Source organism: Virgisporangium aurantiacum, from assembly GCF_016863635.1.
In the GTDB taxonomy this organism is placed as follows: domain Bacteria; phylum Actinomycetota; class Actinomycetes; order Mycobacteriales; family Micromonosporaceae; genus Virgisporangium; species Virgisporangium aurantiacum.
Genome location: NZ_BOPG01000033.1, coordinates 396276 through 411572 on the forward strand (window position 1 = coordinate 396276; position 15297 = coordinate 411572).

12 protein-coding genes are annotated in these 15297 nt (G+C 71.3%); 8 read left to right on the forward strand and 4 right to left on the reverse strand.

The features are described 5' to 3' along the window. Positions 1-4 precede the first annotated feature (4 nt). From Vau01_RS27480 to Vau01_RS27500, 5 genes are all read left to right on the forward strand, one after another. Entirely contained in the window at positions 5-718 is a 714-nt protein-coding gene (locus tag Vau01_RS27480; protein WP_203998057.1) for a tyrosine-protein phosphatase, read from the forward strand. Continuing rightward, on the forward strand, positions 715-1917 hold the full coding sequence (locus Vau01_RS27485) for an MFS transporter (RefSeq protein ID WP_203998060.1): 1203 nt from the start codon (positions 715-717) through the stop codon (positions 1915-1917). The genes Vau01_RS27480 and Vau01_RS27485 overlap by 4 nt, the downstream gene beginning before the upstream one ends. Before the next feature lie 16 nt (positions 1918-1933). Further along, positions 1934-4222 carry an Hsp70 family protein gene (locus Vau01_RS27490; protein WP_203998063.1) on the forward strand — a complete coding sequence of 763 codons (2289 nt, stop codon included), beginning with the start codon at positions 1934-1936 and terminating at the stop codon, positions 4220-4222. A gap of 87 nt (positions 4223-4309) precedes the next feature. Further along, complete coding sequence (locus tag Vau01_RS27495) at positions 4310-5767, forward strand: amino acid permease (RefSeq protein ID WP_239151883.1); 1458 nt, start codon at positions 4310-4312, stop codon at positions 5765-5767. After that, a complete protein-coding gene (locus Vau01_RS27500) occupies positions 5764-6657 on the forward strand; it encodes a universal stress protein (protein WP_203998067.1) in 894 nt (297 codons plus the stop codon). Before Vau01_RS27495 ends, Vau01_RS27500 begins: the two co-directional genes overlap by 4 nt. A 5-nt stretch (positions 6658-6662) precedes the next feature. On the opposite strand, the gene Vau01_RS27505 is transcribed toward Vau01_RS27500, so the two are convergent. Both Vau01_RS27505 and Vau01_RS27510 read right to left on the reverse strand, forming a co-directional pair. Beyond that, on the reverse strand, positions 6663-7088 hold the full coding sequence (locus Vau01_RS27505; protein WP_203998069.1) for a hypothetical protein: 426 nt from the start codon (positions 7086-7088) through the stop codon (positions 6663-6665). Positions 7089-7358: 270 nt separating this feature from the next. Continuing rightward, positions 7359-8216 carry an alpha/beta hydrolase family protein gene (locus Vau01_RS27510; protein WP_308440485.1) on the reverse strand — a complete coding sequence of 286 codons (858 nt, stop codon included), beginning with the start codon at positions 8214-8216 and terminating at the stop codon, positions 7359-7361. Positions 8217-8396: 180 nt separating this feature from the next. Between Vau01_RS27510 and lon the strand changes: the two genes are divergently transcribed. Then, the gene (gene lon, locus Vau01_RS27515) at positions 8397-10730 is read left to right on the forward strand and encodes an endopeptidase La (protein ID WP_203998075.1); all 2334 of its coding nucleotides are present in this window, start codon (positions 8397-8399) and stop codon (positions 10728-10730) included. A 20-nt stretch (positions 10731-10750) separates the two neighbouring features. Here the strand turns inward: lon and Vau01_RS27520 are convergent, their stop codons facing one another. Next, entirely contained in the window at positions 10751-11644 is an 894-nt protein-coding gene (locus Vau01_RS27520; RefSeq protein WP_506019077.1) for a Sco1979 family transcriptional regulator, read from the reverse strand. Between the two features lie 132 nt (positions 11645-11776). On the opposite strand from Vau01_RS27520, the gene Vau01_RS27525 reads away from it, so the two are divergent. Together Vau01_RS27525 and Vau01_RS27530 are read left to right on the forward strand one after the other, a co-directional pair. Continuing rightward, a complete protein-coding gene (locus Vau01_RS27525) occupies positions 11777-12682 on the forward strand; it encodes a TIGR03619 family F420-dependent LLM class oxidoreductase (protein WP_203998078.1) in 906 nt (301 codons plus the stop codon). 174 nt (positions 12683-12856) lie between these two features. Continuing rightward, a complete protein-coding gene (locus tag Vau01_RS27530; protein WP_203998081.1) occupies positions 12857-14038 on the forward strand; it encodes an alanine--tRNA ligase-related protein in 1182 nt (393 codons plus the stop codon). Here Vau01_RS27530 and aroA read toward each other — a convergent pair. Beyond that, positions 14035-15270 (reverse strand): 3-phosphoshikimate 1-carboxyvinyltransferase, encoded by a 1236-nt coding sequence (gene aroA, locus Vau01_RS27535; protein ID WP_373320325.1) that lies wholly within the window; start codon positions 15268-15270, stop codon positions 14035-14037. The two genes, Vau01_RS27530 and aroA, sit on opposite strands and share 4 nt — an antisense overlap. Between the last annotated feature and the right edge of the window lie 27 nt (positions 15271-15297).

A 15297-nucleotide genomic window follows, 5' to 3' on the forward strand; every position in this document is an offset into this window, starting at 1 on the left:
CGCTGTGGCTGAAAATGTGTTCGAGAACCTGCTGAACTTCCGTGACCTCGGTGGGCGGGTGACGGCCGACGGCGAGCGGATCCGCCCCGGCCTGCTCTTCCGCAGCGAATCCGTGGCCTACCTGTCCGCCGCCGACACGTCCCGCCTGGTCGACGATTTCGGCCTGGCCACGGTCGTCGATCTCCGCGGCGCGAAGGAGGTGACCCGCAACGGCCGCGGCCCGCTGGAGCACCAGCCCGTGCGGTACGTGTCGGTGCCGATCACCGACGTCACCCGCGGCCTCGACAACATCGCGACGTTCTACGTGGAGATGCTCACCCGGCGCGGCCCCGAGGTGGCCGGCCTGCTGCGGGCCCTCCTCGAACCGGGTGCGCTGCCGGCCGTGGTGCACTGCGAGGCGGGCTGCGACCGCACCGGCGTGGTGGCCGCGCTGATCCTGGGCCTGCTCGGCGTCCCCGACGGCGACATCGTCGCCGACTACGACCTCACCCAGGAGGCCTTCCCGGCGATGAACGCCCGCTGGAAGGACCTGTTCCTGGCCCGCGGGTACCCGGCGGAGCGGTTCGTCGAGGAGTCGTGGATCGAGCGGGAACGCGCGATGGAGTCGACCATCGAGGCGGTGCGCGAGCGCTGGGGCGGCTGGGCGGGCTGGGCCGAGGCGCACGGCCTCGACGCCGACGACCTGTCCCGGTTGCGCAAACTTCTGCTCGAAGCGTGACCGCCCCGTCGCGCGGCCGGGCGGTGGCCGCGCTGCTGGCGCTGACCCTGGGCTCGTTCGCGTTCGTCACCACCGAGAACCTGCCGATCGGCCTGCTCACGCTGATGGCCGACGACCTCGACCGGTCGCTGTCGTCGATCGGCTTCCTGGTCACCGGGTACGCAGCCGTCGTGGTGGTCGCCTCGGTGCCGCTGACCCGGATGACCCGCGGCGTGTCGCGACGGGGACTGCTCGCCGGCCTGCTGGCGCTGTTCAGCGCCGCGACGCTGGTGTCGGCCGTGGCACCGAACTACGGGACGCTGTTCGGCACCCGCCTGGTGACCGCGCTGTGCCAGGGGCTGTTCTGGTCGGTGGTGAACCCGACCGCGGCGGCGATGTTCCCGCGGGAGGTGCGCGGCCGGGCGCTGGCGGTGCTGAGCGCCGGCGGCACCCTCGGTCCGGTGCTCGGCGTTCCGGCCGGCACCTGGCTGGGCCAGCAGACCAACTGGCGGGCCGCGTTCTGGGCGATGACGGCGGTCGCGGTGATCACCTGCCTCGTGGTGATCGCGCTGGTGCCGGGTGACGCGGGGCTGTCGGCCGACGCGGCCCGCGGCGCCGATCCCGACCGGCGGCGGTTCTGGTTGGTGGTCGGTGCCACCGCGGTGGTCGTCACCGCGTACTTCACGACGTTCACCTACATCACCGCGTTCATGCTCGACGTGAGCGGGTGGTCGTCGGCGGCGCTCGGGCCGCTGCTGTTCGCGTCCGGGTCGGCCGGGCTGTTGGGCGTGTTCGCCGTGAGCGCGTTCATCGACCGGAAGCCGCAACTGACGCCCGTGCTGGCGGCGGCGGTGATCGCGGTCGCGCTGCTCGGCCTGGCGCTGGCCGGGCAGTCCCGGTGGGCGGCGGTGGGGTTCGCCGCGCTGGGCGGTGCGGGCCTGAGCGCGTTCGCGCCGGCGGTGGCGCACCGGATCATGCAGGTCGCACCGGGCGGCACCGACGTCGCCGGCGCGGTGCTGTCGAGCGGGTTCAACGTCGGCATCGCGGCCGGATCGTTCATCGGCGGCGCGCTCGTGGCGACGTCCGGCGTAAGGAGCGTGGCCCTCGCCGGCGGTCTCATCGCTCTTCTGGCTTTGTTGATCTTGTCCATCGAGCCGTTCCTTTTGGGCCGGTCAACCTCCTCTCCTTACCGGGTCGGCCGATCGGACGTGACCTTGTGATCCGTATCCTGGCGCTGTGAACGCGCCTGGTTACCGCCTCGGGATCGACTTCGGAACCTCGAACACGGTCGCGATGCTGGCCTGGCCCGACGGTCAGGTGCGTCCCCTGCTCTTCGACGGTTCGCCGGCGCTGCCCTCGGCCGTCTACGCCGACGCGAGTTCGGGCCTCCTGATCGGCCGCGACGCCGCGCACGCCGCCCGGGTGAGCCCGGAGCGCTACGAGCCGAACCCGAAGCGGCGCATCGACGAGCCCGCCGTGCTGCTCGGCGACGTCGAGGTCAGCACCGTCGACCTGATCGCCGCCGTGCTCGGCCGGGTCACGACCGAGGCGCGGCGGGTGGCCGGCGGCTCGGTCGGCGGCGGCCCGGTCGCCGCCACGATCACGTTCCCGGCGGCGTGGGCGCAGACGCGGCGCGGCATCCTGGTCGCGGCCGCCGAGCGGGCAGGACTGGGCCCGGTGACGCTGGTGCCCGAACCGGTGGCGGCGGCGAGCGTATTCGTGGGCCTCAACTCCCTTTCCGCCGGCGCCTTCGTGGTCTACGACCTGGGCGCCGGCACGTTCGACGCCACGGTGGTGCGGCGGACGCCGAACGGCGGCTTCGACGTCCTGGCCACCGAGGGCCTGCCCCAGAGCGGCGGCCTGGACATCGACGCGGCGATCGTCGGCTACCTGGGCGCCGTGTACTCGACCCGCGACCCGAACCTGTGGGCCCGCCTGCTGCGCCCCACCACCAGCGCCGAGCGGCGGGCCAACCGCCTGCTGTGGGAGGACGTACGGTCGGCGAAGGAGATGCTGTCGCGGTCCGCGTCCACCATGATCCACATCCCCATGGCCGACGAGGACGCCCCACTGGGCCGCGACCAGTTCGAGCAACTGGCCCGCCCCATCCTCGACGCGACCGTCACCGCCACGAGGGCCGCGATCGCGGCGGCCGGCCTTCCCGCCGGTGGCCTCGGCGGCGTGTTCCTGGTCGGCGGCGGCAGCCGGATCCCCCTGGTGGCGACGCTGCTCCACCAGGCGTTCGGCGTGGCGCCCACGGTGGTGGAGCAGCCGGAACTGGTGGTCGCCCAGGGCAGCCTTGGCGCGGCGGCCGCCACCCCACCACCGTCCGGCGGCCCGGCGTCGGCGCCCGTCTCCGGCGGGTTCCCGGCACCCGTGTCCGCGGCACCCGTCTCGGGGGGATTCGCCAACCCCGCGTCGCCGGTGTCGGGTGGCTTCGCCAACCCCGCGTCGCCGGTGTCGGGCGGATTCGCCAACCCCGCGTCGCCGGTGTCGGGCGGTTTCACCAACCCCGCGTCGCCGGTGTCGGGGACGGCCTCCGCCTCGATGCCGGTGTCCGGCGTTCCCGCCGCCGGCCCCTACCCGCCCGCTTTCGGCCCGGCCGGCCAGGTCTCGGCTCCGCCCGGATCGGTCTACGGCGCGGCATCGGTGTCGGCGCCGCCCGGGGCGGTATCCGGTCCGCCCGCGTCCGGTCCGCCCGGTCTTGCGTCCGGTCCGCCCGCGCCGGCGTCCGGTCCGCCGGCGTCCGGTCAGGCCGGCTTTGCGTCCGGTCCGGCTTCCGGTCCGCCCGGCTTTGGGTCCGGTCCGCCGGCGTCCGGTCCGCCGGGCCCCGGGTCCGGTCCGGCCGGTTTTGCGTCCGGTCCGCCCGGGGCGGTGTACGGCGGGGGACCGGCGCCCGGCCGTGCCTCCGTGCCCGCCGGCCATCCTGGCGCGGGGCATTCGGGCGCGGGGCATCCTGGCGCGGGCGGCGGTCGGCCGGCGGGGCGTTCGCCGAAGGTCGGGATTCTCGTGGCCGTCGCGGTCGTGGCGGCGCTGGTGCTCGGCATCGGCGGGTACGCGATCGCCCAGCTCACCAACGATGACGGCAAGAAGACGGCGCAGAACGGCGGCGACACCGGCGGTGGCGAAACCACCGACAGCGGCAGCGGCTCCGACAGCGGCTCCGACAGCGGCGGCACCAACAGTGGCGGCGGGGCCGAGCGGCCGGCATCGGCCGATTTCTACCACGACGACGCGGACTGGAGCACCACCGCCGAGGAGCACAACGACGATATCGGCAAGACAGTCGCCTACAAGTGTCCGGCCGGCGGGTCGCCGAACACGGTGTGGGGGTCGGAGCCGTTCACGTCGGACTCGTCGGTGTGCACGGCGGCCGTGCATGCGGGGTGGATCAGCCTGGCCGACGGTGGCTGGGTGAAACTCCAGATGCAGGCCGGTGTCGACTCCTACCAGGGTACGGAGCAGTACGGCATCAGCACCACCGACTACGGCCCGTTCCGGTGGGCCTTCTCGTTCACCGGCTGAACCGCGGCTCCGCGTCATCTGGCGCGTCATCGAGGGATCTCCTAGTCTCGATGAACGTGACGTGACGTGAACGGCAGGTGATGCCCCGTGACCACTCCGAACGTCAAGAAGCCCGGGATCTTCGCTGTCCGGGATGTGTCGTCCCTTCTCACCGAGACGCGCGAGGTGGGGCACGAGCTGAAACGCTCGGTCAGCGCGTTGCACCTCACCGCCATGGGCGTCGGCGCGATCATCGGCACCGGCATCTTCGTGGTGATCGGTGAGGGTGCGGGAATCGCCGGGCCGGCGGTGATCCTGGCGTTCGTGCTGGCGGCGGTGGCCTGCGTGTTCTCGGCCCTTTCGTACGCCGAACTGGCGTCGTCGATCCCGGTGTCGGGCAGCGCCTACACCTACGCGTACGCCACGCTGGGCGAGATCGTCGCCTGGATCATCGGCTGGGACCTCATCCTCGAGTACGGCGTCTCGGTAGCCGCGGTCGCGGTCGGCTGGGGCGGGAACTTCAACGTGTTCCTCGACGCGGCGTTCGGCGTCAAACTGCCCGACGCGATCTCCCAACCGCCTGAGGAAGGCGGGGTGTTCAACCTGCCCGCGGTGCTGGTGGTGCTGGCGATCACGGCGCTGCTGGTGCGGGGCGTGCGGGAGAGCGCCCGGGCCAACCTGGTCATGGTCGGGATCAAGCTGCTGGCGCTGGTGTTCTTCATCGTGATCGCGCTGACGTCGTTCAGCACGAAGAATTTCACGCCGTTCTTCTCCGAGGGGACGGGCAGCGTCACCACCGCGGCGGCGATCATCTTCTTCGCCTACATCGGGTTCGACGCGGTCTCCACCGGCAGCGAGGAGGCGATGAAGCCGCAGCGCGACCTGCCGCTCGCGATCATCGGCTCGCTGATCATCTGCACGGTCTTCTACGTGCTCACCGCCGTCGGCGCGATCGGGATCGCCACGCCCGCACAGCTCAAGGAGAGCGAGGCGCCGCTGGCCACCGCGCTCAACGACGGCGCGGGCATCAGCTGGGCGGCGTGGGTGCTGGCGTTCGGCGCGCTGGTCGCGATCACGAGCGTCATCCTCGTGATCATGTACGGCCAGACGCGCATCTTCTTCGCGATGTGCCGCGACGGCCTGATGCCGGAGAAGCTGGCCAAGGTGCACCCGCGATTCGGGACGCCCGCACTGCTCACGATCGGCCTCGGTGGCCTGATCGCGGTGCTGGCGGCGCTGGTTCCGCTGAGCGAGATCGTGCAACTGGTCAACATCGGCACGCTGTTCGCGTTCGTCCTCGTGAACATCGGCGTGATCATCCTGCGCCGCACCCGTCCCGACATGCCCCGGCCGTACCGGGTGCCGTGGTCGCCGGTGCTGCCGCTGCTCGGCATCGCGTTCGCCATCTACCTGATGACCGACCTGCCGCTCAGCACCTGGATCCGGTTCGTGGTGTGGCTGATCCTGGGCCTGCTCATCTACGTCCTCTACGGGTACCGCAACTCGCGACTCCGCAAGGAACATGCGCGGCCCGCGCCCGACGCGGACGCGGATCCGGCGTCATGACAGCCGCGACGGTCGGCCCGGTCGTCGTCGGATTCGACGCGAGCCCGGCGGGCGTCGACGCGGTGACGCTCGCGCAGGCGTACTGCCGCACGAGCGGCGCGCACCTCATCGTGGCCACCGTGCACCCGGCACCGGCCGCGATCAGCCCGGGCCGGGTCGACGCCGAGTGGATCGCCGACCGGCACCGGGCGGCCACCGAGGTGCTCGGCCGGGCGCGCGAACTGATCGGCGAGGACGCCGACTACCGGGTGGTGGCGTCGTCGTCGGCCGCGCACGGGTTGCACGACCTCGCCGAGGAGTCGGGCGCGGCGCTGATCGTGGTCGGATCGCACCGGCAGGGGCCCGAGGAGCGGCTGTTCGCGGGCAGCACCGCGGAGCGCCTGCTCTCCGGTAGCGCGTGCCCGGTCGCGGTGGCGCCGGTCGGGATGCGCGACCGGCCGATCACCGGCCTGTCGCGGATCGGGGTCGCCTACATCGAGGAACCGGAGGCGATCGCGGCCCTGACCGCGGCCGCGACGTTCGCCGAAACCGCGAACACCGCAGCCGCGCGCGCGGGACTGCGGCTGTACACGGTCGTCGCCGCCGAGGCCGAGGTGCTGCCGTTCGGCGTCGGCCGGGACGCCGAGCGGGCGTTCCTCACGGCGGCCCGCGATACCTACCGGTCGGCCCTCGACGCGGCCACGGCCCGATTGCCCGCCGGCCTGCCCGCCAGCGGTCACCTGCGGACCGGGGATGTCGTCGAGGTCCTCGCGGAGCTCGATGCCACCGAGATCGACCTGCTCTACTGCGGCTCGCGGGGGTACGGGCCGCTACGGCGGGTGCTGCTCGGTGGGGTGTCGTCGCGGCTCGTCCGCCGGGCGCGCAGCCCGGTGGTGGTCGTGCCGCGGTAGGTCGGTCAGACGGTGACGTCCAGGTGTTCGCTCTCGAGCACGGGGGCGGCGCGCTCGACCGCGTCGCCGCCCGAGGGCTCGACCTGCCGCTGCTCCTGCCGCTGCTCGACGTACCGCACGATGAAGCCCCACGGCGGCATGCCCTCGGGCGTCACCTTGCCGCCGGCGGTGATGTAGAAGCCGGTCGCACTGGCGATCGCCTGGCGGTCGCTGGTCGACAGGCCGGGCATCATCGGTGCCTGTTGCACCTGCTCGTTCGCCTCGACCGGGCGGGGGACGCCGGTTTCGCCGACCGTGGCCCGGCCCGCCATCTCGGCGGGTGCCGCACCCGTGTTCCTCCCGGCCACCGCTGCCGCGGTCGCTGGTTGGCTGCGGTTGCTGGCGATACCGGCGCTGAGGTCGGTTGCCATCATCGTGCGTTCAACGCGCATGATGCTCTCCGTAGCTAAATTGAGCCTTCCCTGGTGAAGTAAAGACTCCAGGGCCACGGTGGCAGCGAGGGTGCCGTCGGGTTGCGGTTACGGTGCGCGACGGGTGCCGCACGGTTGCGCGACACGGGGAGCACCATATTCCGGGTTTTTCGTCATGAGACCGGACGGCTACCGAACCAATCGGACGACAGACGTTCGGAACAACTACAGAAAGTATGCATCAGCGGCGGCCGCCACGAAGGCGACCGCCGCTGATTTCTCAGGAAACGATCAGCACGCGTTGCTGCGGAAGTCCGAGACCGCCACGCCGCTGAAGCCACAGGTGAACGGTGTGAACCGCGTGTCCTGGTTCAGGTAGCGCTTGAACCACGACACGATCGCGCGGGACAGCGTGGCGTTGGTGCTCTGCGGGAAGAAGTGGCTGGCGCCGGTGAGTTCGACGTAGCCCTTCGGCCCGCGCACGCTGTTGTAGAACGGGATGGAGTGCGACGCCACCGGGGCGATCGTGTCCGCCTGGCCGCCGACGATCATGACGGCCTCGCTGACCTCGGTCCACGACTTGTCCGAGTTCCACGGCGCGATCGGCACCGCCGCCTGGATGTTCGACGACGCCGACAGCGCCTCCAGCGAGCCGCCGCCGCCCATCGAGTGGCCGGCGACGCCGCGCCGCGAGCCGTCGGCCCGGGAGCGGACCGCCGACGGGGCAGACGAGCCGACGGCCCAGTTCAGCGCCGCGATCAGCTGCTGGCCGCGGGAGGCCGGCTGGTCGAGGGTGCTGTTGGTTTCGATGCCGACCACGACGAAGCCCCACGACGCGAGCCGCGGGCCCAGCCAGCTGATGCTCGACCAGCGGGCGGTGAAGCCGGGCGAGATCGAGACCACCGGGTACGTGCCGGCGGTGGTCGGGTAGTACGCGGTGCCGCCGCCGAAGCCGGTGACGAGGCCGGAGATGCTGCTGGAGGAGACGGAGAAGCTGCCGTTGCCGGTGATGTTGGACGCGGTCGGCGCCTGGCCGATCTGGTCGGCCGAAGCGGGTGCGGCCACGGCCAGGCCGCCACCGGTCAGCGCGAGCGACATCGCCGCGGTGGCCAGCCACTTGCCTGGACGGGTACTGAGGAGGGTCTTCACAGTCGGCACTCCCTGGGGGTGGGGGTCGGAACTGCGCACAGTTTCGGCCCGCACCGCGAACGCCCGCATCGGCAGAATTACCTGTCACCGAGAGTGTCCGCCGTCACAGCGGGAACAGATGGCGAAGGCCAGAACTTGAGTCAGTAACACTAAAGTTGAACGCTCAAGAGGTGGTGCACAGTGGCAACACTGCCAGTCCTTCCCCTCACCGATGATGTCCTTCTGCCCGGCATGGTCGTCCCGGTCCTCCTGGACGCCACGACGCAGGCCGCGGTCGACGCTGCCCGCGCCGCCAAGGCCGCCGCCGGAGCCGAACCCAAGCTCCTGGCCGTCCCGCGAATAGACGGCGAGTACGGCCCGGTCGGCACCGTCGCGACGATCCAGAAGGTCGGCCGCCTGCCCAGCGGCGAGCCGGCGGCCCTGGTCCGCGGCGAGGCCCGGGCCCGCATCGGTGCCGGCGTCCCCGGTCCGGGCGCGGCGCTGTGGGTCGAGGCGACCCCGATCGACGAGCCCGAGCCCGCCGGCAAGGCGCGCGAGCTGGCCCGTGAGTACAAGGCGCTGATCACTGCGGTGCTCCAGCAGCGCGGTGCCTGGCAGGTCATCGACGCCGTCGAGCGGATGACCGATCTGTCCGAACTGGCCGACTCGGCGGGCTACGCCCCCTGGCTCACGCTGGAGCAGAAGCTCGAACTGCTCAAGGCGGACGACGTCACGAAGCGGCTGGAACTGCTCACCGGCTGGGTGCGCGAGCACCTCGCCGAGCAGGAGGTCACCGAACGGATCAACACCGACGTCCGCGAGGGCCTGGAGAAGTCGCAGCGCGAGTTCCTGCTGCGGCAGCAGTTGGCCGCGATCCGCAAGGAACTCGGCGAGGACGAGCCCGACGGCTCGGCCGACTACCGCGCCCGCGTCGAGGAGGCCGACCTCCCCGACAACGTCCGCGAGGCCGCGATGCGCGAGGTCAACAAGCTGGAGCGGGCCAGCGACGCGTCGCCCGAGGCCGGCTGGATCCGCACCTGGCTCGACACGGTGCTGGAGATGCCGTGGGCGGTCCGCACCGACGACAACACCGACCTGGAAGCCGCCCGCCGGACGCTCGATCAGGATCACACGGGCCTCGAAGACGTCAAGGACCGCATCCTCGAGTACCTGGCCGTCCGCAACCGGCGGGCGGCGCGCAACCTGCAGGTGGTCGGCGGTCGCGGGTCCGGCGCGGTGCTGGCGCTGGCCGGTCCGCCCGGGGTCGGCAAGACCAGCCTCGGCGAGTCGGTCGCGAAGGCGCTGGGGCGGAAGTTCGTCCGGGTGTCGCTCGGCGGCGTGCGTGACGAGGCGGAGATCCGCGGCCACCGGCGCACCTACGTCGGCGCGCTGCCCGGTCGCATCGTGCGGGCGCTGCGCGAGGCCGGCTCGATGAACCCGGTCGTGCTGCTCGACGAGGTCGACAAGCTGAGCGTCGGCTTCTCCGGCGACCCGGCCGCCGCGCTCCTCGAAGTGCTCGACCCGGCGCAGAACCACACGTTCCGCGACCACTACCTGGAGGTCGACCTCGACCTCAGCGACGTCCTCTTCCTCGCCACGGCGAACGTCATCGACACCATCCCCGGCCCGCTCCTGGACCGCATGGAACTGGTGGCGCTCGACGGCTACACCGAGGAGGAGAAGGTCGCGATCGGCCGCGACCACCTGCTGCCGCGTCAGCTCGACCGCGCCGGCCTCACCGCCGACGAGGTGGTCGTCGACGACGGCGCGCTGCGGTTGATCGCTGCCGAGCACACCCGCGAGGCGGGTGTGCGGCAGCTCGAGCGGGCGATCGCGAAGGTTCTGCGCAAGGCCGCGGTTCGGTTGGCGTCCTCGGTGGAGAAGATCATCGTGGACCGCGAGAGCCTGGCCGATTACCTGGGACGCCCGCGGTTCACGCCCGAGTCGGCCGAGCGCACCGCCGTTCCCGGCGTGGCCACCGGCCTGGCCGTGACCGGCGCCGGCGGCGAGGTGCTGTTCATCGAGGCCACCTCGATGGAGGGCGAACCGGGCCTGACGCTGACCGGCCAGCTCGGCGACGTGATGAAGGAGTCGGCGCACATCGCGCTCTCCTACCTCCGCTCGCACGGGCGCGAGCTCGGGCTCGACCCGAACGCGTTGGCGGGGCGCCGGATCCACCTCCACGTGCCGGCGGGCGCGGTGCCCAAGGACGGGCCGAGCGCGGGCATCACGATGGTGACGGCGTTGGCGTCGCTGGTGACGGGCCGCCCGGTGCGGCCGGAGTTCGGGATGACCGGTGAGGTGACGCTCTCCGGGCGGGTGCTGCCGATCGGTGGCGTCAAGCAGAAGCTGCTGGCGGCGCACCGGGCCGGGCTCACCGAGGTGATCATCCCGGCGCGCAACGAGCCGGACCTCGACGACCTGCCGACGGAGGTGCGCGACGCGTTGACCGTGCACACCCTGGCCGACGTCGCCGACGTCCTCAAGCTCGCCCTGCGCCCGATCGAGGACCGCGCGGAGCTGGTCGCGGCCTGATGTTGAGTGTTGCGGAGCGTCTACCCCTCGGGGTAGGCGCTCCGCTTCAGTTCGGCGAGCCGCCGCACGGTCTCCTCCGGCGGGGCGGCCTCCATGCACAGCCGTTCCATGGTGATGGCGTAGTGGTCGACGTCTTCGCGCTTGTCGAGGTAGAGCGCGCCGGTGAGCTGTTCGATGTAGACGACGTCGGGCAGTTCGCGATCGGGGAAGCGCAGGATCGTGTACGCGCCACCGGCGGCGGCGTGCCCGCCGACCTCGAACGGCAGCAGTTGGATCTGCACGTTGGGCCGCTTCGACGCGGTGATCAACGCATCGATCTGGTCGCGCATCACGTCGGCGCCGCCGATCGGCCGCCGCAGCGCCGCCTCGTCGATCACCGCCCACATCCGGGGCGCGTTCTCGCGGTCCAGTATCTTCTGCCGCTCGATCCGGAGCGCGACGCGACGGTCGATCTCCTCGGTGGACGCCGCGCCGTGGCCGAGCGTGATGACCGCGCGGGCGTACCCGGGCGTCTGCAGCAGGCCGGCGACGAACTGCACCTCGTAGCTGCGGATGATGGTGGCCGCGGTCTCCAGGCCGAGGTAGCTCTGCAGCCAGTTGGGAAGCACGTCGCCGTAGCGGTTCCACCAGTTCGGCTGGTTCGCCTGCCGGGCCAGCGTGACGAGCGCCGTGCGCTCCTCCGCGTCGTCGACGCCGTACAGGGTGAGCAGATCGGCGACGTCGCGCTCCTTGAAGCCGACCCGCCCGAGCTCCATCCGGCTGATTTTCGACTCGGACGAGCGGATCTCGTAACCCGCCTTCTCCCGGGTGATCCCGCGCCGTTCGCGGAGTCGGCGAAGCTGCCCACCGAGCACCATCCGAAGCACGGTCGGATCGTCCGCAGATCCGTTCTCCGGGGATTGAGCAACCGCCACGGTGCCGCCTCCGCAACCACGCTGGTTGCTGCCTCCGCAACCAAACTTGTCCGCCGGTTAGCATGCCATGACTCACAGCGAGAGGTATCACCCGGACGGACAGATGATGAAGCATCACCCAAGGTGATCATGATGGGAGCGCTACCAATGAAGCTCGGTATCGGACTACCTACCGCAGGTGAGTACGCGTCGCCGGCGAACATCGGCCGGGTGGCGCGGGAGGCCGAACAACTCGGGTACGCGTCGGTGTGGACGTTCGAGCGGTTGCTGCGCCCGCTCGCGCCGGTGGCGCAGTTCGGCGGCCCGCCGCAGCCCGTCCCGACGGCCTACCGGCTCGTCTACGAACCGCTGGAGACGCTGGCCTGGGTCGCGGCGCAGACGTCGCGGATCCGGCTCGGCACGAGCGTCATCGACGGGCTGCTGCACCCGCCCGTGGTGCTGGCCCGCCGCTTCGCCACCCTCGACCAGTTGAGCGGCGGCCGGGCGATCGCCGGCCTCGGACAGGGCTGGATGCCGCAGGAGTTCGAGACCGCGAACGTCCCGATGAAGCGGATGGGCGCCGGCATGGACGAGGTGGTCGCGGCGATGCGGGCGTGCTGGGGACCGGATCCGGTGTCGTACCAGGGCCGCTTCTACCGAATCGCCGAGTCGGAGGTCAACCCGAAGCCGGTGCAGAACCCGATCCCGATCCTCCTCGGCTCGGTGACCCCGGCCGGTATCCAGCGGGCGGCGCGCATCGCCGACGGGCTCAACCCGATCGCGATGTCGGCGGAGCAGCTGAAGGAAACCGTTGCGGCGTACCGGTCCCTGGCGCCGGCGTCGGCGACCGTGGTGGTACGGGCCAACACGAAGTTCTCCGTCGAACCGCTCGGCGACGACCGGCCCTACCTCGGCGGCGCACCGGAGCAGATCGCCGAGGACCTGGCCGGCCTCGACGGCGTCGACGAGGTCCTGCTGTCGACGGTCGGACGGGCGCGGCACGACCTCGATACGGAAATCCGACTCATGGAACGACTTCGCGCACTCGTCACGGAGTGAGCTAGTCTTGTTTGTCATGGAGCGCAGTTGCATCCTGGCCGCGGCCGCACGAGCTATCTGCTCGTCGGCCGCCTGACGCTCCCTTCTCAAACCGGCGACCGATTCTTCGGGACCGCCGGTATCTTTCTGCCCTGTGCGGCGGTCTCTCCTTCTCGTGGAAAGGCCCTATCCGCCATGGACACCCAGCAGACCATCGACACGTTCATCGAGTTCTTCCGGTCCCGCGGGCACGAACGCATCACCGGTAGCTCGCTGATTCCACCGCCCGACGATCCGGTGCTGTTCACCACGTCGGGCATGCACCCGTTGACGCCCTACCTCGACGGCGGGCGCCCGCATCCGTTGGGGCGCCGGCTGGTGAACAACCAACGCTGTCTACGCACCACCGACCTCGACGAGGTCGGCGACCCCACCCACCTCACCGTGTTCGAGATGCTCGGCTCGTGGTCGCTCGGCGACTACGACCATCCACAGAGCCTGCGCTGGGGCTACGAACTGCTCCGGGACGGGTTCGGCCTCGATACCGGCCGGTTGCACGTCACCGTGTTCGGGGGCGACGACCAGGTGCCGCCCGACACCGGTTCCATCGAGGTGTGGTCGGAGCTGGGCGTGCCGATCGAGCTGACGATCGAGGACAACTGGTGGTCCAACGGCCCGGTCGGTCCGTGCGGCCCGGACAGCGAGATCTTCGTGTGGACGGGCACCGGCCCGCCGGTCGGCACCCCGACCACCGATCCCCGGTGGGTCGAGGTGTGGAATCACGTGTCGATGCGCTACCGCCGCTTCCCCGACGGGCACCTCCGGCCGCTGCCGATGTCCAATGTGGACACCGGGATGGGCCTGGAACGCATGGTGACCGTGTTGCAGGGCCGCCGCTCGGTGTTCCAGACCGACCTGTTCCGGCCGTGGTCGCTGCTGGTGCCCCGGCTGTGGCCGGGCCTGGACCTGCCGGGGGAGCGGCTGGTGCTCGACCACCTGCGGTCGAGCGTGGTCGTCATCGGCGACGGCGTGCGCCCGTCGAACACGGGCCGGGGTTACGTGCTGCGGCGGCTGATCCGCCGGCTCCTCACCACGCTGTGGCGGCTCGACTCCGGCATCTCCCTGGGCGACCTGCCCGACGACCCGATCCGCCACACGCTGAACCATGTCAGGCAGGACCCGCGGTCTCCCGTACGCGAGATCCTGACCTCGGAGGAGCAACGCTTCCGCGTCCTGTTGAACCGCGGCCGCGACGTGGTGACGCGGCACCTGTCCCGTTCCCACGGTTCCCTGGACGACGACGATTACCGCTACCTCCACGAGACCCACGGCCTGCCGCGGGATCTGGTGGTGTCGCTCCTGAACGATCCCGTCTAGTGATCCGGCCAGGCGGCGCGGAGGTCGGCCAGCGCCCGGTGGAAACCGGGGAAGGTCTTCTTGACGCAGCCGGGGTCGTCGAGCGTGATCCCGGTGGTGCGCAGGCCGGTGATGCTGAACGCCATGGCGATGCGGTGATCGCCGTGGCAGGCGATGTGTGCGGGGCGGGGTGGGGCCGGCCGGATCTCGATCCAGTCCCGCCCCACCTCGACCGGAACGCCGAGGGCACGCAGGTTCTCGGCGCACGCGTCGAGCCGGTCGCACTCCTTGAACCGGATGTTGTGTACGTCTTCGATGCGAACCGGGCCGTCGGCGAACGGCGCGATGGCGGCGAGCGTGGGGACGGTGTCCGAGATGTCGCGCATGTTCACCGTGACGCCGGCCAGCCGCCCGCCCGGTGCGCCGGTGACCGTGACGCGGTCGTCGGCCAGCGCGACGTCGGCGCCCATCCGCCCGAGCACGTCGACGAAGCGCAGGTCGCCCTGTAGGCAGCCGGACCCCAGCCCGGGGACGGTGACGCTGCGCCCGGTGAGCGCGGCCGCCGCCAGGAAGTAGCTGGCCGTGGAGGCGTCGGGCTCGACGGCGTATTCGGTGGCCGTGTAGGGCGTCGCGGGCACCGTGAACGTGTTCCCGGCGCGGTGCACCCGCACCCCGAACCGTTCCATCATCGCCACGGTGATGTCGACGTACGGGGCGGAGACCAGGTCGGTCACGGTGATGGTGAGCCCGTCGGCGGTGAGTGGACCGACGAGCAGCAGAGCGGTGAGAAACTGCGACGAGAGCCCGGCGTCGAGCGTGATGTGGCCGCCCTTGATCCCGTCGGCGTGGACAGTGAGCGGGTGGTGGCCCTCCCGGTCGTGGTGAACGAGGGTGACCCCCAGTTCCCGTAACGCCTGGGTGAGCGGCCCGAGCGGCCGGCGCCGCATCTGCTCCGACGCGTCGAAGTGGAACACCCCGTGACCCGCGGCGGCGAGCACCGGCAGGAACCGCGCCGTCGTCGCCCCGTCGCGGCAGAACACGGACGCCTCCGGAACGGCCGGACCGTCAGCGCGCCCCTCGATGGTCCACCGGTCTGCCTCGCGCACCAACGAATACCCGAGCCTGGTGAGCCCTTCCGAGAACCCCGCGGAGTCGTCCGAGACCAAGGGCCGGTGCAGCACCGTGGTGCCGGGAGCCGCCGCCGCCAGAAACAACGCCCGAGCGGTAATCGACTTCGACCCCGGAATCTCCACAACCGTCACGGCGCCAACCCTACGACA

Excerpts from the sequence above, each read along its gene's own strand:
- Vau01_RS27505 (WP_203998069.1), bottom strand. The coding sequence starts at position 7,088 with ATGCGCGTTGAACGCACGATGATGGCAACCGACCTCAGCGCCGGTATC.
- Vau01_RS27500 (WP_203998067.1), top strand. The coding sequence starts at position 5,764 with ATGACAGCCGCGACGGTCGGCCCGGTCGTCGTCGGATTCGACGCGAGC.
- Vau01_RS27530 (WP_203998081.1), top strand. The coding sequence starts at position 12,857 with ATGGACACCCAGCAGACCATCGACACGTTCATCGAGTTCTTCCGGTCC.
- Vau01_RS27525 (WP_203998078.1), top strand. The coding sequence starts at position 11,777 with ATGGGAGCGCTACCAATGAAGCTCGGTATCGGACTACCTACCGCAGGT.